The sequence below is a fragment of the Winogradskyella forsetii genome, assembly GCF_013394595.1.
Lineage (GTDB): Bacteria > Bacteroidota > Bacteroidia > Flavobacteriales > Flavobacteriaceae > Winogradskyella > Winogradskyella forsetii.
Window position 1 is genome coordinate 3,535,793 of sequence record NZ_CP053348.1, and the last position, 25,964, is coordinate 3,561,756.

Sequence of the window (25,964 nt, forward strand, 5' to 3'; positions counted from 1 at the left end):
AATTGCCAAAACTATTTCATTCTAGTATTTAAAGCTTTAGCCTCCAACAGATATTACGATTCCAGAATCCTTAGAACCTTTACGTGGCGCATATCGTTCCATCATTTCTTTGGCTTTTTTTTCCATAATCTCATCATATTCTTTTTGACTGACTTCTTTCCCTTTAGTTGGTGCTTCAATCTCAATCTTATCTTCTGGATTAATTACAATTTTACTACAGATAATAGTTAGTTTTCCATCATGGATTTCTAAAATTAAACCAGGTAAACCTTGATATTTTGCAGGTCCGTTACTTACAGGAATTTGTGGTGTGTACCAAGCTGTAACAGTGCGTTCCTCCATTTCTGGTTTTTTCTCATTCTCTTCCTCCTCTTCTTTATTGGAATTGCTGCTAAAATTCAGATTGATTTTAGGGACTTGCTTAATATAAGTCGCTTTAAAACACAAATATTCACCAATATGTTTGGTTTCGGACTGTAGTTGCCATTCTATATTTGAAATGGAATCTTTTATCAAAAACTTTTTACCCATCGTTTCCTTTTGATCAATGTAGTTTTGGGTTTGAACATTCTTGTAAAAAATATCAGAACCTCCACCTCCACCGAATGAAACAATTAAATCACCACCACCAACTTGCGGTTTCGACAACTCCTCTTCCTGTTGGTATATTGATGAGGATTTGTCAAAGGTGAGGTTATAGGTTTTCTGGAATTGCTTTTTCATCATTTCCATCATTTGGGATTGCATAGCATCGTTTACTTTGGTACTATCCATTTTAATTTCAATTTTTCGTTGGGTCTTGTAAGTGGCTACTCCTTGAAAATCTTGGGCACTGACCGCAACAGTTAGTGCTGTCAATGCAAAGAATATAATGTTGATTATTATTTTCATATTTATTATTTTAGTCTTTATTGTTATAGTAATTGATGGCAGAAGCTCTTAATTTTTCAACTCCTTTTAAAAATACATCAACTTCATTCGAGTTGCCTTCGATCTTGTAAGATAAATGCGCTTTTTTACCATTAGACATGGTCTTTCCGTTACAAACAATCTTAAACGACAATGTTTCGTCATCATCTGTTTTTTCTAAAATCTCCTCAATGTCTTCAACCTCAAATGTTTTTTCAATATCCTCAACAGAATCCACAGTTACTGTGACGGCTACATTTTCTACTTTAGTCGTTTTTTTAACTAACATTCCATTTCCTGTTTTGATCTGGCTAAATCCAAAAGTTGTGGCTAATACGATGAAACAAGTTACTAAATTTTTCATGACATAATGGTTTTAATGATTAATACACTACAAATATCAAGAAATTAATTACGGGTTTTAGTTAACCAACGTTAACGAGTGTTAACCGATTGAGATTATAACGGTTATATGGCTTACTTTTGAAATATGAATGCGAATAAATACAGTTGGATTCTTTATACCATAATTGTGGTTATCATTTCAACAATTATTATACAAGTATATTGGAATTATAAAAACTACCAGAGCAACAAGCAACAGCTCATTAACGATGTGCAAATAAGCCTCGATAAAGCAGTTGATGACTACTACGCTGATTTGGCCGAAAAAACCACCATTGGGTTTTCGTTATCTGGCGATAGTCAGAAAAATGCATTTAAAGAAGGGAGTAAAATAAGTAATATGCTCTCCAAAATTGACCAGCAAAATAATAAGTTTTCCAACTTAGATTCTTTAAAAATTGAAAACATAGATGGCATCACAGTATTTAGAGGTCGAGCGGTGGATTCCATGAATGCTACTTACGAAAAGAAAAAGCAGACCATCTCAGTTGATTCTTTTAAGGCTCAAATTAAATCAATGAAAGCGGCTGTAGAAGATTCTGCAGATATCTCTTCCTTAAAAATATTGACCTCAAAAATAGTAGTCTCCATAAAGAATGATACACTCGATTTAAAAAAAGTAGACAGCCTAGTCAAAGAAGAGTTTAAGAGAAAAAATATAGATGTAGATTTTTATCTCGATTATAAAGATCCTAAAAGGAATATAGAATATTCTATAGAGCACGGTGTTATGCCAGAGTTAGACACTAACCCCAAATCGGACAATTACCTACAAACAGATACAAAATCCACCTTTTTGCCTAAGGGCACCTTTTTGACTATACTTTTTACCAACACCACAAAAACTATATTAAATCGAATACTGGGCGGCATTGTAATCTCCGCATTCTTGGTTTTGGCAGTAATTAGCTGTTTATTCTATTTGCTTAGGATCATTAAACATCAAAAACAATTGGCCGAAGTTAAAAACGACCTCATCAGTAATATCACTCACGAATTTAAGACACCTATTGCCACTATCGGTGTGGCCTTGGAAAGTATGAGCAACTTCAATGCGATACAAGACAAAGAGAAAACCAAAAACTACCTCTCTATGTCAACCGATCAATTGACCAAGTTGAATCTTATGGTGGAAAAACTACTTGAGACGGCAACTTTAGATAGCGACAATCTACATCTAAATAAAGAGCAAATTAACTTGGTTGAATTGCTGAATTCTTTAGTGACGAGATATAATATGCAATTTTCTGAAAAAGAATTTAAAACCAATTTTAATGTAGAACAGCTTAATATTGAAGTCGATCCATTTCATTTTGAAAACGCCCTCAACAACATTCTAGATAATGCAACCAAATATGGTGGTCATCTTATTTGCATTGATTTAATTTCGAAATTAAATCAAACAGAAATTCATATTTCAGACAACGGAAATACATTAACCAAAGCCAACAAAGACCGCATATTTGAAAAATTCTACCGCATTCCAAAAGGCAACACTCACGATGTTAAGGGTTTTGGTATTGGCTTGTATTACACCAAAACCATCATTGACAAACACAATGGTAGCATTGATTTGGATCTAAAAAATCATAAAACTAACTTTAAAATCAAAATTCCAAATGGCTGATAAAATAAAACTATTATTGGCAGAGGACGAAGCTGCTTTAGGTCAAATTATAAAAGAAAGCTTGGAAACTCGTGATTTTGAAGTGACACTTTGTGCAAATGGTGAAGTTGATTTCAGCAAATACACCTCAGCACGACCTGAAGTTTTAGTCTTAGACGTTATGATGCCCAAAAAAGACGGCTTCACATTAGCAAAAGAAATAAGAGCTATTGACGATACCATTCCTATTATATTTTTAACTGCAAAATCACAAACTTCAGATGTGGTTGAGGGGTTTTCCATAGGTGGAAATGACTATCTTAAAAAACCATTCAGCATGGAAGAGCTGATTGTTAGAGTTCATAATCTAATCGATAGAACCAAAACACAAAAAACTTCCGAAACATTAATTATTGGAGCATTCACTTTTGATTTTCCGAAGCAACAATTGAGATTTAAAGAAGAAGCCGTTATTCAACTCACGCATAGGGAATCGCATTTACTATTTCATTTGATTAAAAATAAAAACCAAGTTTTAGACCGTTCCTTAATATTGAATAAACTTTGGGGAACTGATGATTTTTTTACGGCTAGAAGTATGGATGTTTTTATTAGCAAACTTCGCAAAAAACTGAAGAAAGATGAACGTCTTCAAATTATTAATGTTCGCGGGTTTGGGTATAAGTTGACTGACTAAAATTAAGATATAAACGGGACTTAGGCCTGCTAAGTTTTAAAATCCTACTAGCACTTGAATATAAAGCTGCCACAATTTTCGTATTTTTCAAGCATATTTCCCCGAAATCATGCAAAAGCTAGTTTATTCGTTTCTTTTTTTTAGTTTATTCTGCTTTTCACAAGAGAACAAACAACGCTATATTTCAGCAACTTTAAAAGATTCTATAAAAGTTGAAGCTAAAGCCGTTTTTGGAATTGATACCTTCGAAACCCTTTATTACGCTACCGAAAACAATTCATTTCATAAAAAAACAAAGGATACCATTATTACCTATGCTAATTTTCAGTTGGGCGAGATTGCATCTGCAAACATATTTAATCCCTTAAAAATAAATCTATTTTACCAAGATTTTAATACGGTTGTAATTTTAGATAATCGCTTGGCTGAAATTTCCAAAATTGACTTTAATACGGTTCAACCCTATAAAAATGTATCCTTCGTATCCACAGGTTTTGACAATACTTTATGGCTTTTTAACCAAGACTTTCAGTATTTGGAATTGTACGATTATAAATCCAGAACAATAAAACTAAAAACTATGCCTGTTCAGTCTCAAGTCTTGGATTTAAAAAGCGACTATAATTATTGTTACTTACTGACCGAAAATCATCTCTATGTCTATAATTATTTTGGCAGTTTACTTCAAAAACTAAAAAACAAAGGCTATGAAAGTTTGGCTTTTAATAAAGCACATTTACTTCTAAAAACCCTTGATAAACTCTATATTTTAGAGAAAAACGAATCTCAAATTCAACCTATTGAACATCCAAAAATGTTAATAAATCAGTTTTTGGTAACCAATGAATCGGTGTATATTTACGACGAAAAATTACTACGCCATTACCAACTAAAAATAGAATAGATTATGCATGTTGCTGTTGCAGGAAATATAGGAGCTGGAAAAACGACGCTCACAAAATTACTGGCCAAACACTTTAAGTGGGAAGCACAATTGGAAGACGTCGTTGACAATCCCTATTTAGATGATTTCTACAACCAAATGGAACGTTGGAGCTTCAATTTACAGGTCTATTTCTTAAACAGCAGATTTCGCCAGGTGAACCAAATTCACGATAGTGGAAAAGACATCATTCAAGATAGAACCATCTATGAAGATGCTCATATTTTTGCGCCCAACCTACATGCCATGGGTTTAATGACCAATCGTGATTTTGAGAATTATTCGTCCTTATTCCAACTCATGGAATCTTTTGTAAAAGGACCGGATTTATTGATTTACTTGCGCAGTTCTATTCCTAATCTGGTCGCTCAAATACATAAAAGAGGCCGTGATTATGAAAACACCATTAGCATTGATTACTTAAGCCGACTAAACGAACGTTATGAGGCTTGGATTTCTACTTACGACAAAGGAAATTTGTTGATTATTGATGTAGATAATCTCGATTTTGTCGTCAATCCTGAGGACTTGGGAGACATCATCAATAGAATTGATGCACAAATTAATGGCTTATTCTAAACCTTAGCTTTTACCTAACATAATTTCAATTTTATACACTTATTTTTGCGACCATGAAACACCATAACTAGTTTTTAACAGTTATGGGAATGGTTATATGGATGTCCCATGCCTTTACTGAGCAAAGTCGAAGTATCACCATTGAAAAACAATAAGCATAAATACATGAAATTATACAATTCGAAATTATATCATCGTGATTTATCGTGGTTACGTTTTAACCATCGTGTGTTACAAGAAGTAACCGATAAACGCAATCCTTTATATGAGCGTATTAAGTTTCTAGCCATATTCTCTTCTAATCTCGATGAGTTTTTTAGGGTGCGCGTGTCTGATATCAGACAAATTAAGTCTATTGACAAAAAACTGCGAAAAAAACTCATAACAAAACCCAATAAGGTCTTAAAAGAAATTAAAGAACAAGTTCACACACAACAGGAAGAATTTGGCAAAATCTTTAAAAATGAGATCATTCCAGATTTAAAAAAAGAAGGCATACACCTTATTGATTATCATGAGTTTTCTGTAACGCAAGAAGCGATTGCCAATACTTATTTTGAAAACACCTTAAAACCACTTCTTAATCTTGATACGACCTATCATACCCAACCAGATTCTATTTTTGTAGAAAATGAAGCCTCATACCTAACCACCTTAACTGGTGACACACTCCAATTGGTTAAAATTCCAGAAAGCGAGCCACGTTTTTTTTCCTTTCCTTCAGAAAACGGAAAACACTACATCACTTTTATTGATGACATCTTAAAATACGGTCTAGGCAAGAGCCATAAAGATGATGATGTTCGATATTATGCACTTAAAATATCTCGTGATGCTGAATTGTATATTGAAGATGAATTCTCTGGCGATTTAATGAAAAAGATTAAGGCATCCCTACCAAAAAGAGACAAAGGCCAACCAACACGTGTCTTGATCGATAAGCGGATGCCGGAAGGTTTTCAAAATGTACTAAAAGAAGCCTTGGATATTTTTAATGCCGATTTGGTGTTAGGTGGCAGACACCACAATTTTAAGGATTTCTTTTCATTTCCCAATCCCACGGAAAAAGATCTGAATTTCAAGGAATTTACGCCGGTTCCACATCCAGTTTTATCTCAGTCAAAGTCTATTTTTGATACCATTGACCAAAAGGATCAATTGCTACACTATCCGTATCAGGAATTTGAGCCTGTTATAAATTTGGTAGAAACAGCAGCAGAAGATCCTTCTGTTACCACCATAAAAATGACGTTATACAGACTTGCGGAATCATCACGACTAAATACTGCTATTGCCAAAGCTGCCAAAAACGGCAAGGAAGTCATCGTCTTTATTGAAGTAAAAGCACGTTTTGACGAACAAAACAATATTAAATGGGGCACTATTTTTGAGAAAAACGGAGCTACCGTAATTTATAGTTATCCAGATATTAAAGTCCATTCCAAAATACTCTATATAGAACGCCAAGTTGATGGTAAAACAAAACGTTATGCTTATATAAGTACAGGAAATTTTAACGAGAAAACGGCAAAACTTTACACAGATTTTGCTTTAATGACCGCACATAAAAAAATCACTAAAGACCTGAAAAAAGTGTTTATGGTTCTCCAACGTGTTACGATTGTTCCAAAAACAAAACACCTTTTGGTATCTCCATTTACAACAAGAATAACTTTAGAAAATTTAGTAAATCAGGAAATTGAAAATGCCAGAGAAGGAAAGGAAGCTTACATTATATTAAAAATGAATAGCCTCCAAGATGAATCCATGATTAATTTGCTCTATAAGGCCAATAATGCCGGTGTGGAAATAAAATTAATAGTAAGAGGTATATGCAGTTTGGTGCCAGGCATAAAGAATCAAAGTGAACACATACGAGTCATCAGTATATTAGATCGGTTCTTAGAACATGGACGTGTTTATATTTTTGGGAATGGTGGAGAAGAGAAAATGTATATCGGTTCGGCTGATTGGATGACACGGAATTTAAGTCATCGTATCGAGGTTCTGGTGCCTATTTTGGATAAAGATATCCATAAAACCTTACGTCAATTAATCGATATCCAATGGTCAGATAATGTTAAAGCCCGAATAATAGATGCCGAACAAAAGAATGCATACGTTGAGAATTCTAAAGAGAAAGTAAGAGCACAATATGCCACTTATGACTATTTTAAAAATTCAGGTTCTTAGTCATGCCTATTTAACAAATCCATTTTCTCTTGCATGCGAAATGGCTTGCTTGCTACTTTCCACAAGCAAAATTGGCGTTGTTTTGTAGTTATCCACAATGCCTTTCACACGCAACATCCGCTTTTTATGTTTTACGCTTCGTAAATAAATGGCCAAGATTCGATTGGGAAATTCCTCTGCAATTTCAATGTAGATATCAGGATCGTGTTCGCCACTATCACCGATAAGAATAAATGGCAATTCTGGATAAGTTTTTAAAAGATTTAGAATCTCTTTTTGCTTTTGAGGTTTTTCATCTTGTGGTTTCTTTTTTAAAAAATTACTCAAACTCCGTAATAAAATAGGCCCTTTTGGAAAATTATTTTGCTTTAAAAAAAGCTCTAGATAGCGATATAAATTCCAGGGGCTATGACTGACATAAAAAATAGGATTAGCGTTTTTTCCAGAAGCTCCTCTGTGCAATTTGTGATAAAAATCTGCAGCACCTTCTAAAGGACTTCTATTTTTAGCATGTTTGAATATGGAATTATAAATGACTTTCCATTTTAATGTAGATACGACACCTGTATGTAAAATAGTATCGTCAATATCACTCGCCACGCCAAATTTTGCTTTTGTAGAAGGGATTAATATTTCGCCAGGAAAACGGTTTTCATTCTGAATAGTTCGTTTAATTTTCACATCGCTATAAGACAATTCAAATGGCAACCAACCTTCATCGTTTGTTAGTGCCTCTAAGCTTTCTAGATTTGCCTCCACTTTGTAATAGCCATTATGATCGGTAGTTCCCTTTAATATAGTATTGTTCGGAAGCTTAATATTGATACCCACATGTTTTATTTCGTCCGTTTCAAAACGTTTCCAAGTATTTATAGCCAAATGCCAAATTTTTTGGGCTTCCAAATCAATAGATTCATCTTCTAACGCTCTTCCGCGTGCATAAAAATGGGAATCTGTGCCATAACCTTGAAAAGCAATGATTTGTAAGGGGTCTTTTTTGAATATAGACATTAATATTTTTTCGTGAAAGATAATAAGATACTTTAAAACTTAGATAAACATTATTCTAAAATAGATTTTATTCATATATAGAATATACCGTACTACTTTTAATTTGTTTAATGTTTTTATGAAAAGGTTTAACAAAATATTAATTAATAATTATTGGTAAATCAATAATTTTAAGGGAATTATTAACTCAAAAAAAAAGAAAAGATGAAAAAAAACGACTTATTAACTATTTTGACGCTTTTTTTAACGTCATTATTTAGTACGGCACAAACCGCCAGAGTGCAGGTTATTCATAACTCTGCAGACCTTTCCGCACAAACTGTTGATGTCTACTTGAATGACATGATGTTACTTGATGACTTTATGTTCAGAACAGCCTCTCCTTTTATTGATGCGCCTGCAGGAGCACAATTGAGCATTGAGGTAGCTCCAGGAGACAGTACATCATCGGCAGATGCGATCTATGAGATTACACCGACACTTACAGAAAACGAAACCTATATCCTTGTCGCTGACGGAAACGTAAGCGCCTCAGGATATACCAACCCGTCGAGTTTCAGTATAGAAGTATATGCTTCAGGACGCGAAACGGCAAACAATGCAGGGACTACAGATGTTCTAGTACATCATGGTGCTTCTGATGCACCAACTGTAGATGTCAATGAAGTCACAGGACCTGCAGTATTGGTCAATGACATTTCTTTTCCGCAATTTAGCCCGTATTTAGAATTACCAACTGCAGATTATACGATTAATGTATCTACTGCAGACGGAGCGACAGTTGTTGAAGAATACATTGCACCACTTAGCACACTTGGCTTGGACGATTTAGCGATTACTGTTCTTGCAAGTGGGTTTTTGGATCCCTCCATGAACAGTAACGGTCCTGCATTTGGGCTTTGGGCCGCACTGCCAACGGGTGGGCCTTTGGTGGAACTGCCTACAACGCCAGATACCGCCAGAGTACAAGTGATCCACAACTCGGCGGATCTAGCTGCACAGACTGTCGATGTTTATTTGAACGATATGATGTTACTCGATGACTTTATGTTCAGAACGGCCTCTCCTTTTATTGATGCGCCTGCAGGAGTACCATTGAGCATTGAGGTAGCTCCAGGAGACAGTGCATCATCGGCAGATGCGATCTATGAGATTACACCGACACTTACAGAAAACGAAACCTATATCCTTGTCGCTGACGGAAACGTGAGCGCCTCAGGATACACCAACCCGTCGAGTTTCAGTATAGAAGTATATGCTTCAGGACGCGAAACGGCGAACAATACAGGGACTACAGATGTATTAGTACATCATGGCGCTTCTGATGCACCAACTGTAGATGTCAACGAAGTCACAGGACCTGCAGTATTGGTCAATGACATTTCTTTTCCGCAATTTAGCCCGTATTTAGAATTACCAACTGCAGATTATACGATTAATGTATCTACTGCAGACGGAGCGACAGTTGTTGAAGAATACATTGCGCCACTTAGCACACTTGGCTTGGACGATTTAGCGATTACTGTTCTTGCAAGTGGGTTCTTGGATCCCTCTATGAACAGTAACGGTCCTGCATTTGGGCTTTGGGCCGCACTGCCATCGGGTGGGCCTTTGGTGGAACTGCCTACAACGCCAGATACCGCCAGAGTACAAGTGATCCACAACTCGGCGGATCTAGCTGCACAGACTGTCGATGTTTATTTGAACGATATGATGTTACTCGATGACTTTATGTTCAGAACGGCCTCTCCTTTTATTGATGCGCCTGCAGGAGTACCATTGAGCATTGAGGTAGCTCCAGGAGACAGTGCATCTTCCGCAGATGCGATCTATGAGATTACACCGACACTTACAGAAAACGAAACCTATATCCTTGTCGCTGACGGAAACGTAAGTGCCTCAGGATATACTAACCCGTCGAGTTTCAGTATAGAAGTATATGCTTCAGGACGCGAAACGGCGAACAATGCAGGGACTACAGATGTATTAGTACATCATGGCGCTTCTGATGCACCAACTGTAGATGTCAACGAAGTCACAGGACCTGCAGTATTGGTCAATGACATTTCCTTCCCCCAATTTAGCCCGTATTTAGAATTACCAACTGCAGATTATACGATTAATGTATCTACTGCAGACGGAGCGACAGTTGTTGAAGAATACATTGCGCCACTTAGCACACTTGGCTTGGACGATTTAGCGATTACTGTTCTTGCAAGTGGGTTTTTGGATCCCTCCATGAACAGTAACGGTCCTGCATTTGGGCTTTGGGCCGCACTGACAACGGGTGGGCCTTTGGTGGAACTGCCTACAACATCTTTAAGCGTAAATGAATTTGATAGCGACTATTTTAAAATATTCCCAAATCCAGCGTCGAGTATAATAAATATATCAATGAATGAAAATTTAATTACAAATTTAAATCTATATGATTTATCAGGTCGATTAGTAATTAATACCACTTTAGAAAATACTGATAATGCAATAGATGTATCACAATTACGCAGTGGTATCTATGTGTTAGAATTTATAAATGAAAAAGGAAAAGCGACCACTAAATTTAGCGTAAATTAAACCATTGGTAGGTTCTATTTTAAAGAGGCTTTCGGCTTAGAAAGCCTCTTTTCATTTAGAATTACTGCAAAAAAATTACTAGTGTAGCGTTCTATTTTAGAAATACCATGTTTCTGGCCAAAGCCACATAATCAATAGACCAGAAACGATTATGATTCCAAATGAAATTACGATCCATTTTATAAGCTGTTTGGCTCCTAATACAATAGCCATAACACCTTTGAACAGCATATTGGATAAACCAGCCAATAAAATTAATTTCCAACCAAAAGTCGCTTTTAACGATCCTTCCTTTATTAATTGAGATAAAGATAAGGTAATAGCATCAACATCTGTTAATCCGCTCACGATGGCTACGATATAAAGGGCATTATTCCCAAATTTTTCTTTGGTAAATGCGACAGCCAGTAATATGATTCCATATAATAATCCAAAAATCAAGGCGCTTTTGAACTGTGCAGGATTTTTAGGCTCTGGCATTTCCTCAACCGCTGACTCATCTTTATTTATGAGATAAAATAACCCCACACAAGTGATAGCCATAATTACAATTACAGCACCAATGGGTACTGCAATAATATTTAACTGATTTGGAATCACAATACCAACTTCAAACAACACCCTAATAAAAGATACTGCCGAAGCCGTGGTAATCACAAAAACCGCTAATTTACTAATGCTAGCTGCATCAGCTGTTTTACGCGCATAACTTACAGTAGTGGCCGTACTACTTATTAAACCGCCTAAAATCCCATTGGAAATAACACCTACCTTTTTTCCGAATAATTTATAGATAAAATAACCAAAAACACTAATTCCCACAATTAAGGTAATCATGAGCCAAATATTTCTTGGATTGATGACGTCGTACGGTCCAAAATTTTCGTCCGGTAAAATGGGCAAAACCACCAAGGCGATTCCTGCTAAAGTCATTATCGCTGATAAATCCTTAGGTTTTAATTTTTCTATAAAGTCATGAAGATGCTCCTTGATATGCAATAAAATAGCAATAGACGCTCCAATAATGACCGCAATTATCTGACTGCCCTCAACCAAATAAGCACCAACAGCAAACATCAATAAAGCGGCAACTTCCGTGGTTTGGCCAACATCTGCTTCATTCTTGTTTTTATTCTTAATCATATTGGCTATTATTAAGAATGCAGCAATGGAAAGTCCTAAAACAGGAAGAATAAAAGGATTGTCATAAGCTCTAGACAAAAAACCAGCCATTACACCCAAAACCGTAATGAGCGTAAAGGTTCTTACACCAGCCATATCACTTTTGGGCGTCTCACGTTGCAAGCCAACTAACAAACCCAATCCAAAAGCGATACCTAAAGTGGATAAATCGTGGTAATTCATAGGAAATAAATATAAAGAAAAGTTCAAAACACGCATATCTTAAAAGCATAAAAAGTGAACTCATTTTGTTTTAGTACATGATAAAGATGATAGGTATGGTAAATGTTCAAATTCCCGAAGGGAAAGGAATTCGTGTTCATAATTTCGTTTCGGATGTATTGATTGGGGATTTATGATAAAGTACTTCGTTTTAACCTCTATAAATTTTACCACAAATACACGAATTCACTAGTTTATATTAAAACAAAAATGACAATCTATGTCACAAATGAAAACAGACCTATGGTCTGTTCCAATATTCTATAGACTGAAAGTCTATTACAAATTAAGATCCTTGTATTCGTGGTAAAAAATTTATTTGCTTTTGTTTTTGACATGTAATTTATCATTTTGTTTAAATTTTATTTCAAGACCTTTAATCCGCTGATAATTATAATTAATTTCGCAACATGATAAAAAGCTTTCAGATCCGTATCAATCTTCAACAAGAAAGACAACCAGATGGTTTGCTGAAAAAAGCGGCTCAGGATTTGGGTGTGAAAACTTCTGAAATTTCTGGAATAAAAGTTTTAAGAAAATCAATTGATGCACGTAAGCGAACTATAATGTTCAATTATAAAGTTGAAGTTTATATCAATGAACCCATACCTGAAACTTCAGAGTATCATTTTGATTATAAAGATGTGTCCAACGGAAAGCCGATTCATATCATAGGATTTGGACCCGCTGGAATGTATGCAGCTTTACGTTGCATTGAATTAGGTTTTAAACCGATTGTTTTAGAACGCGGTAAAAATGTAAAAGACCGACGACGAGATTTAAAAGCGATCAATCAAGACCATTTTGTAAACGAAGATTCCAACTATTGTTTTGGAGAAGGAGGTGCTGGAACGTATTCTGATGGTAAGCTCTACACCCGAAGTTTAAAACGAGGCGATGTTCGCAGAATTTTTGAGAATTTAGTATTCCATGGCGCCACAGACCAGATTTTAGTCGATGCACATCCGCATATTGGCACTAATAAATTACCAAAAGTCGTTCAGAATATTAGGGAAACCATTTTGAAATATGGCGGTGAAGTTCATTTTGAAACGCGTGTTACAGATTTTACGATTAAGAATGATAAAATTGTTGCCATTCAGCTTCAAGATGAAAATGAACTCGATGTTGAAAAAGTAATTTTGGCCACAGGGCATTCTGCAAGAGATGTATTCTATTTATTGAATGCTAAAAAGATTAAGCTCGAAGCCAAGTCTTTTGCGATGGGAGTTCGTATAGAACATCCCCAAGACATTATCGATGGAATACAATACCATTGTGAGGGCGAACCACGAGACGAATTATTACCAGCAGCTTCCTATAGTTTAGTTGAACAAATCAATAACAGAGGCGTGTATTCCTTTTGTATGTGTCCTGGCGGGTTTATAGTGCCTGCGGCAACCGCAAATGGAGAAGTTGTTGTAAATGGCATGTCGCCATTCAAACGAAATAATAAATTCGCCAATTCTGGAATTGTTACTGAAATCAATGCCGAAAAAGATTTATATAAATACGAACATTTTGGGGCCTTAAAAGCGCTAGAATATCAAAAAGACTTAGAACGCTTAGCGTTTACCTCTGGTGGAAGACGTCAATCTGCACCAGCCCAACGGTTAACAGATTTTGTTGAAGGTAAGTTGTCGTCAAGTTTAAATGACACCTCATACCAACCAGGTTTAAATTCAGCCCCTTTACATTCCTTATTACCTAAAATAATTGGAGCACCATTACGAAAAGGGTTTAAAGCTTTTGGCGAAAAAATGAAAGGGTATTATACCGAAGAAGCTAATATCATAGGCGTAGAATCTCGAACATCTTCTCCCGTAAATATTCCAAGAACAGAAACTTTAGAGCATCCTGAAATCACTAACTTATTTCCTTGTGGTGAAGGTGGTGGTTATGCCGGTGGCATTGTTTCTGCGGCTATGGATGGAGAGCGTTGTGCTGAGGCAGCTTGTTATTAGCGTTTTCAGTTCCCTTTTGTCCTTCGGACATTTCCCTAAGGGGAAAAGTAAGCAGTTGGCATTACAGAGTGTAAAGTAAGTAGTGCTAAAAAATGGAATAAAAATATGACCGAAAAAGAAAAAATGATTGCTGGCGAGTTATATTTAGCTTCAGATCCGCAATTATTAAAAGAGCGACAAGAAGCGCAACTTTTGTTTCAGAAATTTAATTCATTATCTGAATTAGATAAAGATAAACGCAACAAAATCATAAAAAATCTTATCGGTAAACTTGGGGAAGGTTTTAACATTGAGCCTCCTTTTTTCTGCGATTATGGTTATAATATCATCATAGGTAAAAATTGTTATATCAATTACGGTTGTTGCATTTTAGATGGTACATTAGTAACTATTGGCAACAATTGTATGTTTGGGCCCAATGTTCAAATTTATACGGCCACACATCCTTTGGACTATAAATCAAGGAATAGCGGAAAAGAGTTTTCAAAACCTATTTCAATTGGAAATAACGTTTGGATTGGTGGCAATGCAACGCTATGTCCTGGGGTAACACTAGGCAACAATGTTGTGGTTGGTGCTGGAGCAGTAGTTACAAAAGACTTTCCTGATGATGTTTTAATTGCTGGAAATCCTGCTAAAATCATCAAAACGATAAATAATTAATTCTTACTTTTGCACTTTAAATTTAAACCATAAATGAACGCATATATATTTCCAGGTCAAGGTGCTCAATTCTCAGGAATGGGATTGAACCTTTACGAAAATTCAGCTTTAGCACAAGAGTTATTTGAAAAAGCCAACGACATTTTGGGCTTTCCTATAACAGATATTATGTTTGAAGGTACTGCTGAAGATTTAAAAGAAACGAAGGTGACACAACCCGCTATCTTTTTACATTCGGTAATTTTGGCAAAAACCCTTGGAGATTCATTCAAACCAGATATGGTTGCAGGACATTCCCTTGGGGAATTCTCTGCTTTAGTAGCCGCTGGTGCCTTAACTTTTGAGGATGGTCTTAAATTAGTATCGCAACGTGCTCAAGCTATGCAAAAGGCTTGCGAACTGCAACCGAGTACTATGGCTGCAGTTTTAGGCTTAGCTGACGACATTGTTGAGAAAGTATGCAGTACAACTGAAGGTGTTGTGGTCGCAGCAAATTATAACTGTCCTGGACAATTAGTAATTTCAGGGGAAGTTGAGGCTATTAATAAAGCTTGTGAATCTTTAAAAGATGCTGGTGCCAGACGTGCGTTGGTATTACCTGTTGGAGGTGCGTTTCACTCACCATTAATGGAACCTGCTCGCGAAGAATTAGCGGCTGCTATTGAAAACACAACCTTTAGTAAACCAAACTGTCCGATATACCAGAACGTTACAGCTTCTGCAATAACCGATGAAAATGAAATTAAAGCCAATTTAATTTCACAACTTACTGCTCCTGTACGCTGGACACAATCCGTGCAACAAATGGTTGCTGACGGTGCATCTCATTTTACGGAAGTTGGACCTGGAAATGTTTTACAAGGTTTAGTAAAGAAAATACATAGAGACGCAGAAACAGCTTCAGCCACTTTTGAAACTAATGCCTAAATCTTACCTGATTTGAACAGAAATCTATTTATTACGCTACTCATTACATTTAACATTGCTATTGATCAAATTTCAAAAGTAATCGTTAGATCCACTATGGTTAAAGGTGGAAAAGGACAAATTAATGTTATAAAAGATTATTTCCAGTTAATCTGGGTGGAGAACAAAGGTGCATTCTTGGGTATGGGAAGTGATATGAATCCGACGTTGAGATTAATCTTTTTGTTGATATTACCAACCATTGTTTTAGGCTATGTGATTTATTACATCATAAAAACCAAAGAATTAGATCGGTTAAGTCTCGTCGCCTTTTGCTGCATTGTCGGAGGAGGCGTGGCCAATGTGTTTGACCGTATTGTTTTTGGGCAAGTCACTGATTTCTTTTTTATCGACTTAGGAGGCGTATTTAGAACAGGCATTTTTAATGTTGCCGACCTTTCGGTAACCATGGGAATGGTAATGCTATTGTTTAGCGGTTTTGCACAGAGAAATAAAGGTAAAATATTACATCAATCTAAATAATTCAGCTTTAGAATTTTACCTTGCCAACTGGCACTCTTCACAATCTTTAACTTCACCGTAATAGGTTTCTCTGTATTTGTGAAGTGTTTTATAAGGAATACTTAAGAATTGCTTTTTAATATAGGTGACATTGGTTTGCAATGCACCCATTTTTTTAGTAAAACGCCCTTCAGTTTTAGTCTCTCTTTTAATACTAATCAATTTCATAATCTTCAATTATCATTCCATACAAAAAAACAAAGAATGCTGACCAAACGCAAAAAATACGCGTTAAAACCTAGTTAACTCCTTTTGGTATTATCATATTGAAAACCAAAACTTAAAATTTTTAACATATTCTCAACGTATTCTTAAAATAGCTAAATATTCTATAATTGAAATTTCACTAAAAATTGATCATTCTTTATAAATAACACCATCTTTCATTACAAAAGTGACATTTTCCATGGTAGAAATCGAAGCCGTTGGGTCGTCATTTACGGCGATGATATCAGCAATAAAATCAGGTTTAATTTGCCCAATTCTGTCTTCCATTTTCAATAGCATAGCATTCGTAATAGTTGCGCTTTGGATAGCTTCCATTTCTGGCATGCCAGCTTCGACCATGTAACCAAATTCCTTTCCATTGTCGCCATGATAGAAAACCGCGGCATCAGTTCCAAAAGCAATTCCAACACCCGCTTTATAAGCTCTGCCAAACATTCCTTGAATTTTAGGTCCTATATCCAACGCTTTAGGCACTATAATTTCAGGATAATAACCTGAAACTTTTGCTTTGTCGGAAACAAACTTTCCAGCGGTTATAGTTGGCACTAAATAGACATCGTGTTTTTTCATTAACTCCATCGTTTCCGCGCTCATTAAAGTACCATGCTCAATAGTTTTTACACCTCCTAAAATGGCACGTTGCATTCCTTCATCGCCATGGGCATGGGCAGCAACATGAAAATCGTAGTCTTTTGCTGTGTCGCAAATAGCTTTTATTTCTTCAACCGTAAACTGTGGATTCTGTCCACTTTTTGCGACACTTAAAACACCTCCTGTTGCAGTGATTTTAATTAAATCAGCTCCATTTTTATAGCGTTGTCTTACTGCCTTTTTTGCATCCTCTACTCCATTGACCACACCTTCCTTTGGACCAGGATTGCCCATCATACTTCTTTTAGACCCATTGGTTGGATCTGCATGACCTCCTGTTGTCGCTAACGATTTTTCCGCAGTAAATATTCTCGGTCCTTCAACTGTACCTGCATTTATCGCATTTCGTAAAGCTACATTGACTCCAGAACCACCTAAATCCCTAACGGTTGTAAAACCACTCATTAAAGTAATTTTGGCGTATTTCGCAGAATTAAAAGCAATGTCAGCGTCGTTCAGGGTGTATTTGTTAAGATAAGATTTCGGACTGGTTTCGCCTTCAATATGAACGTGCATATCGATTAAACCTGGCATTACGGTTTTAGATTTTAAATCAACGGTCATATCTTCTGTATTGGTTGGATTGATATAACCGTTTTGTACAGAAATAATCTTATTTCCAGAAACGACAATAGTTTTCTCCTTTAAAACTTTACCCGATTTGGTGTCAATTAATTTTCCGCAATGGAGATACGTATTTTGTGCTGTCAGCGATATTGCACAGAGCAATACTAGTATTCTGAGTAAAGTTTTCATGGATATTTTATTTAGTTCTAATTTTTTGTTCCCATTTCCAAGCAGAATCCATGGCATCATCTAAGGTCAATTCCGTTTTCCAGCCTAACACGCCATTCGCTTTTGAAGTTTCCGCATAAGCCGCAGTAACATCACCTTCTCTTCTATCTACAATTTTGTAATTTAAAGCTTTTCCTGAAACGCGTTCAAAGGATTGAATGGCTTCCAAAACCGTACTTCCTGTTCCTGTTCCGAGATTAAAAAATTCAAAATTAGAATCATTTTTTCCTGACACTAAACGTTGTAAAGCGACAACATGCGCTTTTGCTAAATCCACAACGTGTATATAATCCCTGACGCAAGTACCATCTGATGTTGGATAATCACCTCCAAAAACAGACAATTGCTCTCGCATACCAATTCCTGTTTGTGTAATGAAAGGCACTAAGTTTTGCGGTGTTCCAATAGGTAACTCACCAATTTCTGCCGATGGATGTGCGCCTATCGGATTAAAATAACGCAGGGCAATAGCCTTTACGTCACCATTAACCCTACAGGTATCCCTAATGATTTCCTCACCAACCTGCTTGGTGTTTCCGTAAGGCGATTCTGCCGGTTTTACGGGTGCATTTTCGGTAATTGGTAACTCGTCGGCCTGTCCATAAACGGTACAAGAGGAACTAAAAATAAAATTCTTTTTGCTCAAACCTCTTAACTCCTGAAGTATATACACTAAGGTTGTGATATTGTTTTCATAATATAACAATGGTTCCGCGACGCTTTCACCAACCGCTTTACTTGCTGCAAAATGGATGACTCCTACAATATCGTTATGGCGTTTAAAAAAATCTTGAACTTCTGGTTTCACCCTTAAATCCAACTTTTCAAAATGTGGTTTTTTATTGGTAATGGCTGTGATACCGTCTAAAACTTCCATTGAAGAATTAGACAGATTGTCAATAATTACGACTTCAAAGCCTTCGTTTTGTAATTCTACAACGGTATGCGACCCAATAAAGCCTAAACCTCCTGTAACTAATATTTTCATTTAAATTATTTATTTGAATTTATAAAATTTAAAACCGTAGAAGTGATAAAATCAATTTGTTCATCATCAAGTTCTGTATGCATTGGTAAAGACATCACAGAATTTACCAATTGATTTGTAACCGTAAAATCAGCTTCATTATAGCGATCATCCAAATACGCTTTTTGTCTGTGCAATGGAATTGGATAATACACGCCACACGGGACGTTTTTTTCTTGTAAATGCGACACCAGTGCATCGCGATCGACACCTTTTAAGTTTAAAGTATATTGATGAAATACGTGACAATCGCATGTATCGCAAATACCTTGGCAAACGTCTCTACCTGATGGAATAGTAATGTTTGGATGATTCTTAAAGGCTTGATTATATTTTCTTGCTGTATGTCTTCTAGCAGCATTGTACTGATCTAAATGCGGTAATTTTGCATCTAAAACCGCTGCTTGAATAGAATCCAATCTCGAATTTACGCCCACCACATCATGATGGTAACGCTCGTACATCCCATGATTTACAATTCCCCTAATTTTATGGGCTAAGTCATCATCGTTAGTGAAAATAGCACCACCATCGCCATAACAACCCAAGTTTTTTGACGGAAAAAAAGAAGTCGAAGCGACATGACCTATAACGCCTGCTTTAGTTTTACTACCGTCTTTGTGTGTATAATTGGCTCCGATAGCTTGAGCATTATCTTCAATAACATACAAATCGTGCGCTTTTGCCAATGCCATAATCTCATCCATTTCTGCCGGTAAACCAAATAAGTGAACAGGTACTATCGCTTTCGTTTTTGGCGTAATCGCTTTTTTAATGGCCTCCACATCAATGTTGAAGGTAACAGGGTCGACATCTACTAGAACAGGCGTTAATTGCAACAATGCTATAACCTCAACAGTGGCCGCAAATGTAAAATCTGCCGTAATGACTTCGTCCCCTGGTTTTAAATCTAAACCCATCATAGCGATTTGCAAAGCATCAGTTCCGTTGGCACATGGAATTACATTTCTAACCCCTAAATAATCTTCAAGATTTTTTTGAAACTGATGTACTTTAGGGCCGTTGATAAATGCTGCATTCTCCATGACTTCTGCAATTGAAGGATCTACAACATCTTTTATTTTTGCGTATTGACCTTGAAGGTCAACCATTTGAATTTTTTTCATCTTAATGCCCATAAAAATGGGTATCTATTTAATTAAACTTTCAACTGTAGCGAAAATACGAAATTGTAATGGCTAGGACAATACAATTAATTGAAAGAACTGTATTTTAGCACAAATCTTTGTTTTTGAAAGGACTCTATTCCATAGGAATTTACATCGCCAGTTTTATTATTAAAATTGCGGCTTTATTCAATTCTAAATTGAAGCAAGGTGTCGTTGGCAGAAAAAACACCTTTTCAAAACTTGAAAATGCCATTGCTCCAAATGACAAGGTTTTTTGGTTCCATTGTGCGTCTTTGGGTGAATATGAGCAAGGCTTACCTGTTTTTGAAGTCTTAAAAATTAAGCATCCAGACTATAAAGTAGTGCTTTCCTTTTTTTCACCTTCTGGTTATGAGGTTCGGAAAAATGCGAAAATTGCGGATGTTGTGGTTTACCTCCCATTGGATACATCAGCGAATGCCAAGCGATTTTTAGACCTTTTGAATCCGGATTATATTCTTTTTGTGAAATATGAAATTTGGCCGAATTTTTTACATGAAATAAAAAAACGTGATTTAAAAGCAATTTTGATTTCGGCTGTTTTTAGAAAAGACCAAGCTTTTTTTAAATGGTATGGAAGCTATGCAAAGACCGCTTTGTTTGGCTTCAATCATATTTTTACACAAGAAGACAACTCTAAAAATTTACTTGAAAGCTTTAATTACAAATCCGTTTCCGTTTCGGGTGACACACGATTTGATCGGGTTTCAAACCAATTAAATATTGATAATACCGTTTCTTTTATTGAAAAATTTAAAGACCAAAAATTATGTGTGGCTTTCGGAAGCACTTGGCCAGAGGATGATAAATTATATCTTGATTTTATTAATACCAATGAAAATCCTGATGTGAAATTTGTGATTGCGCCTCATAATATAAAATCGAGTTATGTCGCTTCACTGAAAAATCAATTAAAGGTAAAAACGATTTGTTATTCGGAATTAACTGGGAATGATAATTTAACGGATTATAAGGTGTTTATTTTGGACACCATTGGTTATTTAAGTAAAGCTTATAGTTATGCTGACATTGCTTATGTTGGTGGAGGCGCTGGTTCAACTGGACTGCATAATATATTGGAACCTGCAGTTTTTGGCATTCCGATTCTGATTGGGAAGAACTATGGGAAATTTCCTGAAGCTAAGTCGCTTATTGAATTAGGTGGAGTTACTAGTTTGGCGAGTTCCTCAGCTTTTAACTCAACTTTACAGGCTTTGATTAAAAACGAAGTTTTAAGAAAACAACAAGGCGAGGTAACTAGATCTTTTATTGAATCGAATACAGGAGCAGTTCTTAAGATTTTGGATTATTTGAAAGTGTAGTTTTTCAATTAAAATAGAAAAACCAAAAATCCCTAAACTTTAAGATTCTATAGTTCGAAACGTTAAATTTATTCTCGGTGTTTTCACTTTTTTGGTGGGTGGCAGACGATGTAGCCAATGCGCTTGTGTTTCTCCTTTCATAACCAATAAACTTCCTCTTTCTAGCTGAACCGAAACATTTTGTTTGGTCGCTTTATGTTTAAAGGAAAATTTACGTTCTGCGCCGAAACTTAGAGAAGCGATGGCGCCATTTTTTTTCAGATCCTTTTCTGCATCACTATGCCAAGCCATGCCTTCTTCGCCACTGTGGTATAAATTGAGTAAACATGAATTAAAAGTTTCGCCTGTTTTCTGTTCTACCAGTTTTTTGAGTTCCAGAAGCTCCTTATTCCATGGTAAAGCTGATTTTGTGGTTTTAGAATAAGTATAATCAAATGGCTGGTCGCCATACCAAGCTACTTTTCGTTTGGTGATGATCAGTTTCCCGAAAATGATGGCTTTATCGTTTTCCCAAAGAATGTGTTGCAATAATTTTTCGTAATAATCGCTTGCTCTAGCAATAGACATTATCGGACCATAATAGTTCACTTCGCCATCAAAGGGTAAAAGATTAGATGCTATTTCTGAATTGAATAAATCCATTTTAAAATAATTTCAACTTAGCGCATCTATTTCTTAACAAGCCTAAAAACCTGAGTCATGTTATCACTTTTCAACCTTAAAAAATAGACTCCAGAACTTAATGACGACATATTGATTGTATGATCCGGTTGTAATTTCACAGAAATAGTACTTCCAGCGATATTCAAAAGTTGAATAGCATTAAATTCTACTTCAGATTCAATCTGAATGCTTTCAACAACAGGATTTGGATAAACACGAATGTTCGTTAAGCTAACCTCTTGAACAGCTAAAGACGAACATTCAGGATTTATACTTTCAACTGAAGTAAAAACACCATTATCAATTGACCAATCTTTCCATTCGCCACCACTGCCTGTTTCCCAATCGGACAAATCGAAATAATTAACGCCACTTTCTGTTCCTGGTACTTTGTAAACTTTTATGGCTTCTCCATTTCTATCCCAAGTTAAAGGCGAACCTGAGACACAGGTTTCTGGTTGAAAATTCGTGGTACAATTAGCTTGTACAAAATAAGCAAACTCATCATAAGCAGGATATTCCCCATAAACATAAGCCTTACCATCGGGCTCAACACAAACTGCTGTGTATTCATTACAAGCAATTCCGAAAGAACGTGTTGTATTATCTGTTGCTATTCTGGCCATCATAACACTATGTCTTGCTCTTCTATCTGGATCATCATAATGTGAGTCTGTGATTACATTTTCTAAATAAGGAATATCTAAAAAGTCATTGGTTCCAATAGCCACTCTCGGATGGTATGGATTACTTAAAGCGACCGCATTGGACAATGTGCCGTACTGTGCTGAAAAATAATTACTTCCTAATATGGCCAAACCTGCGCTCAATCCACCAATAACGCCCTGTTTAGTATTAACAAAAGCATTTAAAGCATCTTCCATAGCGTTATCTTTAAAATAACTCACGTAATCATATTGGTCACCTCCAGCAAACCAAATCGCTTCAGCGTTGGCCACTTTTTGTAATACGTAAGGATCTATTGCTCCATCCACATTATTGATAACAAAAGTGGTCACTGAGTTTATTGGCGTATTTAAATCTGCTGCTAAATCGGTATAAAAATAATCGTTATAACCATCACTTCCTGAGGCTCTCAGTACCACCACATCGCCTCCATTAGCTTTATTTAAAAACCAAATCATAGCATCTTCTTGTTCGCCAGCACCGCCCATTAAACAAACACCAGGTTCTTGGTTGGTTGTAACATCTGTTATACTTCCTGTATGGTATTCTGTGTAATTTTGAGCAAAACTAATCTGTAAGCTCAATAGACATAAAAACGTAATCTTTTTCATAGCTCTTCTATTTTTTAAAGTTTTGAATTCACCAATCTATACATTAAAACTGCTGTTATTTTTGCTTGTGTTGCAACTGTATTAAGGTTACCTGTTTCGTTAATGGTGTGATCTCCTCCTCCACCCGTGAGTCCTAGACCGTCTATGGCCATATCTACATATTCTGACGTAAATGAAATATCTGCTGCTCCTGCATTTCTAGGGTTTACTGCTGTTACCGATCCAAATCCTAAATCTTGACTTACGGTATTAAAATAGCCTAATAACTTTATATTTCCTTCTGTTTTAGTTAATGGTGGATATGCCCCTTTGGAAAATATAAGTTCTGCTTTTGTTTTAGGGTAATTTTCTGAAACGATTTTCATCATAGTTTCTTTCGCTTTAACCAACTGATCCAGAGACACCGCTCTTAAATCACCGCGAACGATAGTCTCTTGAGATACCACATTGGTTTTTCCGAAAGCGTGTCCTCCAGTGCCATCTGTGTCTGGCTTTAACGTTGTGCCGCCGATGATAAACCCTGGATTGAAGGTTAAATCTTTTTCTTTTGAAAGTTGTACATAGAATTCATTTAAAATTCTTGATGTTTCATAGATAGCTCCTGAACCAATAGCTTCTGTAAAAATTTGGGATGAATGAGCTGGATTTCCGGTGACTTTAAGCTGCCAATCTGCAGAACCTCTCCGAGACACCACAATTGTTTTTGGGTTGTTATCTCCATTTTCAAAGCCTAATGCAATATCTGCTCGTTTTGCGGCATCAATTAAATCCTTTTTTGACAACTCTAAAGGATCACCACTTTTTTCTTCATCTCCTGTCATCACAATTTCAATAGACATATCGTCTAACACACCTGCATCTTTTAAAGCTTGCATGGCCAAAATTATAATCACATCTCCTCCTTTCATATCAGCTACGCCTGGCCCCTTCATTATAGAATCATTAAGCATGCGGTATTCTTGTAATGGACTTTCCAATTCAAAAACCGTATCTAAATGCCCAATCATTAAAAATTTCGGCCCTCTTTTTCCTGTTCTGGTGGCTATCAAATGTCCTGCCCTTCCATAAGCGCTACCATCTGTTAATTTGGTTTCAAAGCCTAATTTATCGAGCTCTTTTTTAAACAAGCTTCCAACTTCCCGAACACCTTCAAAATTCATGGTACCAGAATTAATGTTGACCGATTTTTTAATCAACTCAATAGCATTCGCTTCATGTTTATCTACTGCTTTTACAATTTTTCGTTCTTTTCGGTTGTTTTGTGAAAAGCCCTGTATTGAAAAGCATAAAGCGATTAAGAAAAGAACGTTTTTATAGTTGAATTTTGAAATCATTTTAATTTGTTTGACTATTAATTATTGTGTCAATCGTCTATTCTGTCAATAATATAAATTTAAAAAAACACTTTTAATATTAAAACACCCCTAAAGTCCCCTCAAGGGGACAATCTGAACGGAGAAATTTAGAGAACAATAACGATATTTTATATTTCGCTTATTCTCATTGGGAAAATCCGCATGAATGAAACACCTTTAATCTATTGTAAAGGTTTCACCAGGCAAATATATGTTCATATTTATGCCTTTAGCACCTAATTTGTCTTCAAATGTTGTTTTGGATTTGTTTGGGTTTTTGAAAACAATGACCTGTGATTCTCCAACCACTTCCATTGTGTTACCAGAAACCAAGATTGCTGTGGATTCATCAATACCAACGCCGACTAATTCAGGATATTCAATAATAGCACTTAACAAACGATTGTATCTGCTTCGCTTTACAAAATGCTGATCGACAATAATGTTAGTTATAAGACCTAAACCTGTTTGAATTTCAATATTTTCATATTCTATATTTCTAAAGGTTGAAGCATAATCTGGATGCTTTAATTCGTTTCCTGTTATCATCATTTCACTCATTACTGCTGCTCCTGCACTTGTTCCTGCAATAAGAGATCCATTTTTATACGCTTCGTGAATTATGGTTTCAATTTCTGTTCCTGCTACAACATCCATAAATCGATTTTGATCACCACCAGATATATAAATCAGTTTTGCATTTCTGATAGAATCTAACTTTGACCTTTGTATTTTTTCGTCTTTTACAAAGTGCAAACCATAGACGTTGTTAACTCCTAGTTTATAGAATTGATTGGTCGCATAATATGCCGAAGAATCTGGTTCTGAACTGGACATTGGCAATACTATTCCGTAGCCCTCTTTATCAATTCCTGATTCTTTAACTATACGCTCTACCATAGAAGCGGGTCTTGAACCACCTCCTATGATAAAAAGTTTTCCTTTTACGTTTAAATCTTGAGCACAACTTTGAAGTACGCACCCAAGACATAAACTCGCTATTAATAACCGCTTTAACAT

The 25,964-nt window shown here is 36.0% G+C and carries 23 protein-coding genes; 11 read left to right on the forward strand and 12 right to left on the reverse strand.

Annotated features, from left to right (window positions below; translation table 11 throughout):
- Positions 1-36 precede the first annotated feature (36 nt).
- Both HM987_RS15290 and HM987_RS15295 read right to left on the reverse strand, forming a co-directional pair.
- Positions 37-891, reverse strand: coding sequence for a GLPGLI family protein (locus HM987_RS15290; RefSeq protein WP_179008906.1), 855 nt, complete (start codon positions 889-891; stop codon positions 37-39).
- 10 nt (positions 892-901) lie between these two features.
- Complete coding sequence (locus tag HM987_RS15295; protein ID WP_179008907.1) at positions 902-1,273, reverse strand: hypothetical protein; 372 nt, start codon at positions 1,271-1,273, stop codon at positions 902-904.
- A 126-nt stretch (positions 1,274-1,399) separates the two neighbouring features.
- On the opposite strand from HM987_RS15295, the gene HM987_RS15300 reads away from it, so the two are divergent.
- From HM987_RS15300 to ppk1, 5 genes are all read left to right on the forward strand, one after another.
- Positions 1,400-2,941: a sensor histidine kinase gene (locus HM987_RS15300; protein WP_179008908.1), complete on the forward strand. Its 1,542-nt coding sequence runs from the start codon at positions 1,400-1,402 to the stop codon at positions 2,939-2,941.
- Positions 2,934-3,617, forward strand: a complete 684-nt coding sequence (locus tag HM987_RS15305) for a response regulator transcription factor (protein WP_179008909.1) — start codon at positions 2,934-2,936, stop codon at positions 3,615-3,617. Before HM987_RS15300 ends, HM987_RS15305 begins: the two co-directional genes overlap by 8 nt.
- 109 nt (positions 3,618-3,726) lie before the next feature.
- On the forward strand, positions 3,727-4,521 hold the full coding sequence (locus HM987_RS15310) for a hypothetical protein (RefSeq protein WP_179008910.1): 795 nt from the start codon (positions 3,727-3,729) through the stop codon (positions 4,519-4,521).
- A 3-nt stretch (positions 4,522-4,524) separates the two neighbouring features.
- On the forward strand, positions 4,525-5,139 hold the full coding sequence (locus HM987_RS15315) for a deoxynucleoside kinase (RefSeq protein ID WP_179008911.1): 615 nt from the start codon (positions 4,525-4,527) through the stop codon (positions 5,137-5,139).
- A gap of 165 nt (positions 5,140-5,304) precedes the next feature.
- The gene (gene ppk1 / locus HM987_RS15320) at positions 5,305-7,332 is read left to right on the forward strand and encodes a polyphosphate kinase 1 (protein WP_179008912.1); all 2,028 of its coding nucleotides are present in this window, start codon (positions 5,305-5,307) and stop codon (positions 7,330-7,332) included.
- 6 nt (positions 7,333-7,338) lie between these two features.
- On the opposite strand, the gene HM987_RS15325 is transcribed toward ppk1, so the two are convergent.
- Entirely contained in the window at positions 7,339-8,343 is a 1,005-nt protein-coding gene (locus HM987_RS15325; RefSeq protein WP_179008913.1) for an App1 family protein, read from the reverse strand.
- A gap of 204 nt (positions 8,344-8,547) precedes the next feature.
- On the opposite strand from HM987_RS15325, the gene HM987_RS15330 reads away from it, so the two are divergent.
- Positions 8,548-10,917, forward strand: coding sequence for a T9SS type A sorting domain-containing protein (locus tag HM987_RS15330; RefSeq protein ID WP_179008914.1), 2,370 nt, complete (start codon positions 8,548-8,550; stop codon positions 10,915-10,917).
- A 96-nt stretch (positions 10,918-11,013) separates the two neighbouring features.
- On the opposite strand, the gene HM987_RS15335 is transcribed toward HM987_RS15330, so the two are convergent.
- Complete coding sequence (locus tag HM987_RS15335; RefSeq protein WP_179008915.1) at positions 11,014-12,282, reverse strand: MgtC/SapB family protein; 1,269 nt, start codon at positions 12,280-12,282, stop codon at positions 11,014-11,016.
- A 449-nt stretch (positions 12,283-12,731) separates the two neighbouring features.
- Here HM987_RS15335 and HM987_RS15340 point away from each other — a divergent pair, with 449 nt between their 5' ends.
- From HM987_RS15340 to lspA, 4 genes are all read left to right on the forward strand, one after another.
- Positions 12,732-14,285, forward strand: coding sequence for an NAD(P)/FAD-dependent oxidoreductase (locus HM987_RS15340; protein ID WP_179008916.1), 1,554 nt, complete (start codon positions 12,732-12,734; stop codon positions 14,283-14,285).
- Between the two features lie 105 nt (positions 14,286-14,390).
- Positions 14,391-14,948, forward strand: coding sequence for a sugar O-acetyltransferase (locus HM987_RS15345; RefSeq protein ID WP_179008917.1), 558 nt, complete (start codon positions 14,391-14,393; stop codon positions 14,946-14,948).
- 33 nt (positions 14,949-14,981) lie between these two features.
- A complete protein-coding gene (gene fabD / locus HM987_RS15350) occupies positions 14,982-15,875 on the forward strand; it encodes an ACP S-malonyltransferase (RefSeq protein ID WP_179008918.1) in 894 nt (297 codons plus the stop codon).
- 12 nt (positions 15,876-15,887) lie between these two features.
- On the forward strand, positions 15,888-16,397 hold the full coding sequence (lspA, locus tag HM987_RS15355) for a signal peptidase II (protein WP_179008919.1): 510 nt from the start codon (positions 15,888-15,890) through the stop codon (positions 16,395-16,397).
- A gap of 15 nt (positions 16,398-16,412) precedes the next feature.
- Here the strand turns inward: lspA and HM987_RS15360 are convergent, their stop codons facing one another.
- From HM987_RS15360 to HM987_RS15375, 4 genes are all read right to left on the reverse strand, one after another.
- Entirely contained in the window at positions 16,413-16,604 is a 192-nt protein-coding gene (locus HM987_RS15360) for a hypothetical protein (RefSeq protein ID WP_179008920.1), read from the reverse strand.
- A gap of 189 nt (positions 16,605-16,793) precedes the next feature.
- Positions 16,794-18,071, reverse strand: coding sequence for a metal-dependent hydrolase family protein (locus HM987_RS15365; RefSeq protein WP_179008921.1), 1,278 nt, complete (start codon positions 18,069-18,071; stop codon positions 16,794-16,796).
- A 7-nt stretch (positions 18,072-18,078) separates the two neighbouring features.
- Positions 18,079-19,098 (reverse strand): UDP-glucose 4-epimerase GalE, encoded by a 1,020-nt coding sequence (galE, locus tag HM987_RS15370; protein ID WP_179008922.1) that lies wholly within the window; start codon positions 19,096-19,098, stop codon positions 18,079-18,081.
- 5 nt (positions 19,099-19,103) lie between these two features.
- Positions 19,104-20,264: a DegT/DnrJ/EryC1/StrS family aminotransferase gene (locus tag HM987_RS15375; RefSeq protein ID WP_179008923.1), complete on the reverse strand. Its 1,161-nt coding sequence runs from the start codon at positions 20,262-20,264 to the stop codon at positions 19,104-19,106.
- A gap of 125 nt (positions 20,265-20,389) precedes the next feature.
- Between HM987_RS15375 and HM987_RS15380 the strand changes: the two genes are divergently transcribed.
- Positions 20,390-21,628, forward strand: a complete 1,239-nt coding sequence (locus HM987_RS15380; RefSeq protein WP_179008924.1) for a 3-deoxy-D-manno-octulosonic acid transferase — start codon at positions 20,390-20,392, stop codon at positions 21,626-21,628.
- Positions 21,629-21,667: 39 nt separating this feature from the next.
- Here HM987_RS15380 and HM987_RS15385 read toward each other — a convergent pair whose 3' ends face one another.
- The 4 genes from HM987_RS15385 to HM987_RS15400 form a co-directional block, all read right to left on the reverse strand.
- Positions 21,668-22,270 (reverse strand): alpha-ketoglutarate-dependent dioxygenase AlkB family protein, encoded by a 603-nt coding sequence (locus HM987_RS15385; RefSeq protein WP_179008925.1) that lies wholly within the window; start codon positions 22,268-22,270, stop codon positions 21,668-21,670.
- Between the two features lie 26 nt (positions 22,271-22,296).
- Entirely contained in the window at positions 22,297-23,589 is a 1,293-nt protein-coding gene (locus HM987_RS15390; protein WP_179008926.1) for a T9SS type A sorting domain-containing protein, read from the reverse strand.
- Positions 23,590-23,603: 14 nt separating this feature from the next.
- The gene (locus HM987_RS15395) at positions 23,604-24,923 is read right to left on the reverse strand and encodes a M20/M25/M40 family metallo-hydrolase (protein ID WP_179008927.1); all 1,320 of its coding nucleotides are present in this window, start codon (positions 24,921-24,923) and stop codon (positions 23,604-23,606) included.
- Positions 24,924-25,121: 198 nt separating this feature from the next.
- Complete coding sequence (locus tag HM987_RS15400; protein WP_179008928.1) at positions 25,122-25,964, reverse strand: cyanophycinase; 843 nt, start codon at positions 25,962-25,964, stop codon at positions 25,122-25,124.

Bases quoted from the DNA above. Each gene is read 5' to 3' on its own strand.
- HM987_RS15385 (WP_179008925.1), bottom strand. From the start codon at position 22,270: ATGGATTTATTCAATTCAGAAATAGCATCTAATCTTTTACCCTTTGAT.
- HM987_RS15325 (WP_179008913.1), bottom strand. From the start codon at position 8,343: ATGTCTATATTCAAAAAAGACCCCTTACAAATCATTGCTTTTCAAGGT.
- HM987_RS15395 (WP_179008927.1), bottom strand. From the start codon at position 24,923: ATGATTTCAAAATTCAACTATAAAAACGTTCTTTTCTTAATCGCTTTA.
- HM987_RS15300 (WP_179008908.1), top strand. From the start codon at position 1,400: ATGAATGCGAATAAATACAGTTGGATTCTTTATACCATAATTGTGGTT.
- ppk1 (WP_179008912.1), top strand. From the start codon at position 5,305: ATGAAATTATACAATTCGAAATTATATCATCGTGATTTATCGTGGTTA.
- HM987_RS15345 (WP_179008917.1), top strand. From the start codon at position 14,391: ATGACCGAAAAAGAAAAAATGATTGCTGGCGAGTTATATTTAGCTTCA.
- galE (WP_179008922.1), bottom strand. From the start codon at position 19,098: ATGAAAATATTAGTTACAGGAGGTTTAGGCTTTATTGGGTCGCATACC.
- fabD (WP_179008918.1), top strand. From the start codon at position 14,982: ATGAACGCATATATATTTCCAGGTCAAGGTGCTCAATTCTCAGGAATG.
- HM987_RS15375 (WP_179008923.1), bottom strand. From the start codon at position 20,264: ATGAAAAAAATTCAAATGGTTGACCTTCAAGGTCAATACGCAAAAATA.
- HM987_RS15365 (WP_179008921.1), bottom strand. From the start codon at position 18,071: ATGAAAACTTTACTCAGAATACTAGTATTGCTCTGTGCAATATCGCTG.
- HM987_RS15330 (WP_179008914.1), top strand. From the start codon at position 8,548: ATGAAAAAAAACGACTTATTAACTATTTTGACGCTTTTTTTAACGTCA.
- HM987_RS15315 (WP_179008911.1), top strand. From the start codon at position 4,525: ATGCATGTTGCTGTTGCAGGAAATATAGGAGCTGGAAAAACGACGCTC.
- HM987_RS15290 (WP_179008906.1), bottom strand. From the start codon at position 891: ATGAAAATAATAATCAACATTATATTCTTTGCATTGACAGCACTAACT.
- HM987_RS15360 (WP_179008920.1), bottom strand. From the start codon at position 16,604: ATGAAATTGATTAGTATTAAAAGAGAGACTAAAACTGAAGGGCGTTTT.
- HM987_RS15390 (WP_179008926.1), bottom strand. From the start codon at position 23,589: ATGAAAAAGATTACGTTTTTATGTCTATTGAGCTTACAGATTAGTTTT.
- HM987_RS15310 (WP_179008910.1), top strand. From the start codon at position 3,727: ATGCAAAAGCTAGTTTATTCGTTTCTTTTTTTTAGTTTATTCTGCTTT.
- HM987_RS15305 (WP_179008909.1), top strand. From the start codon at position 2,934: ATGGCTGATAAAATAAAACTATTATTGGCAGAGGACGAAGCTGCTTTA.
- HM987_RS15335 (WP_179008915.1), bottom strand. From the start codon at position 12,282: ATGAATTACCACGATTTATCCACTTTAGGTATCGCTTTTGGATTGGGT.
- HM987_RS15400 (WP_179008928.1), bottom strand. From the start codon at position 25,964: ATGTTAAAGCGGTTATTAATAGCGAGTTTATGTCTTGGGTGCGTACTT.
- HM987_RS15295 (WP_179008907.1), bottom strand. From the start codon at position 1,273: ATGAAAAATTTAGTAACTTGTTTCATCGTATTAGCCACAACTTTTGGA.
- HM987_RS15340 (WP_179008916.1), top strand. From the start codon at position 12,732: ATGATAAAAAGCTTTCAGATCCGTATCAATCTTCAACAAGAAAGACAA.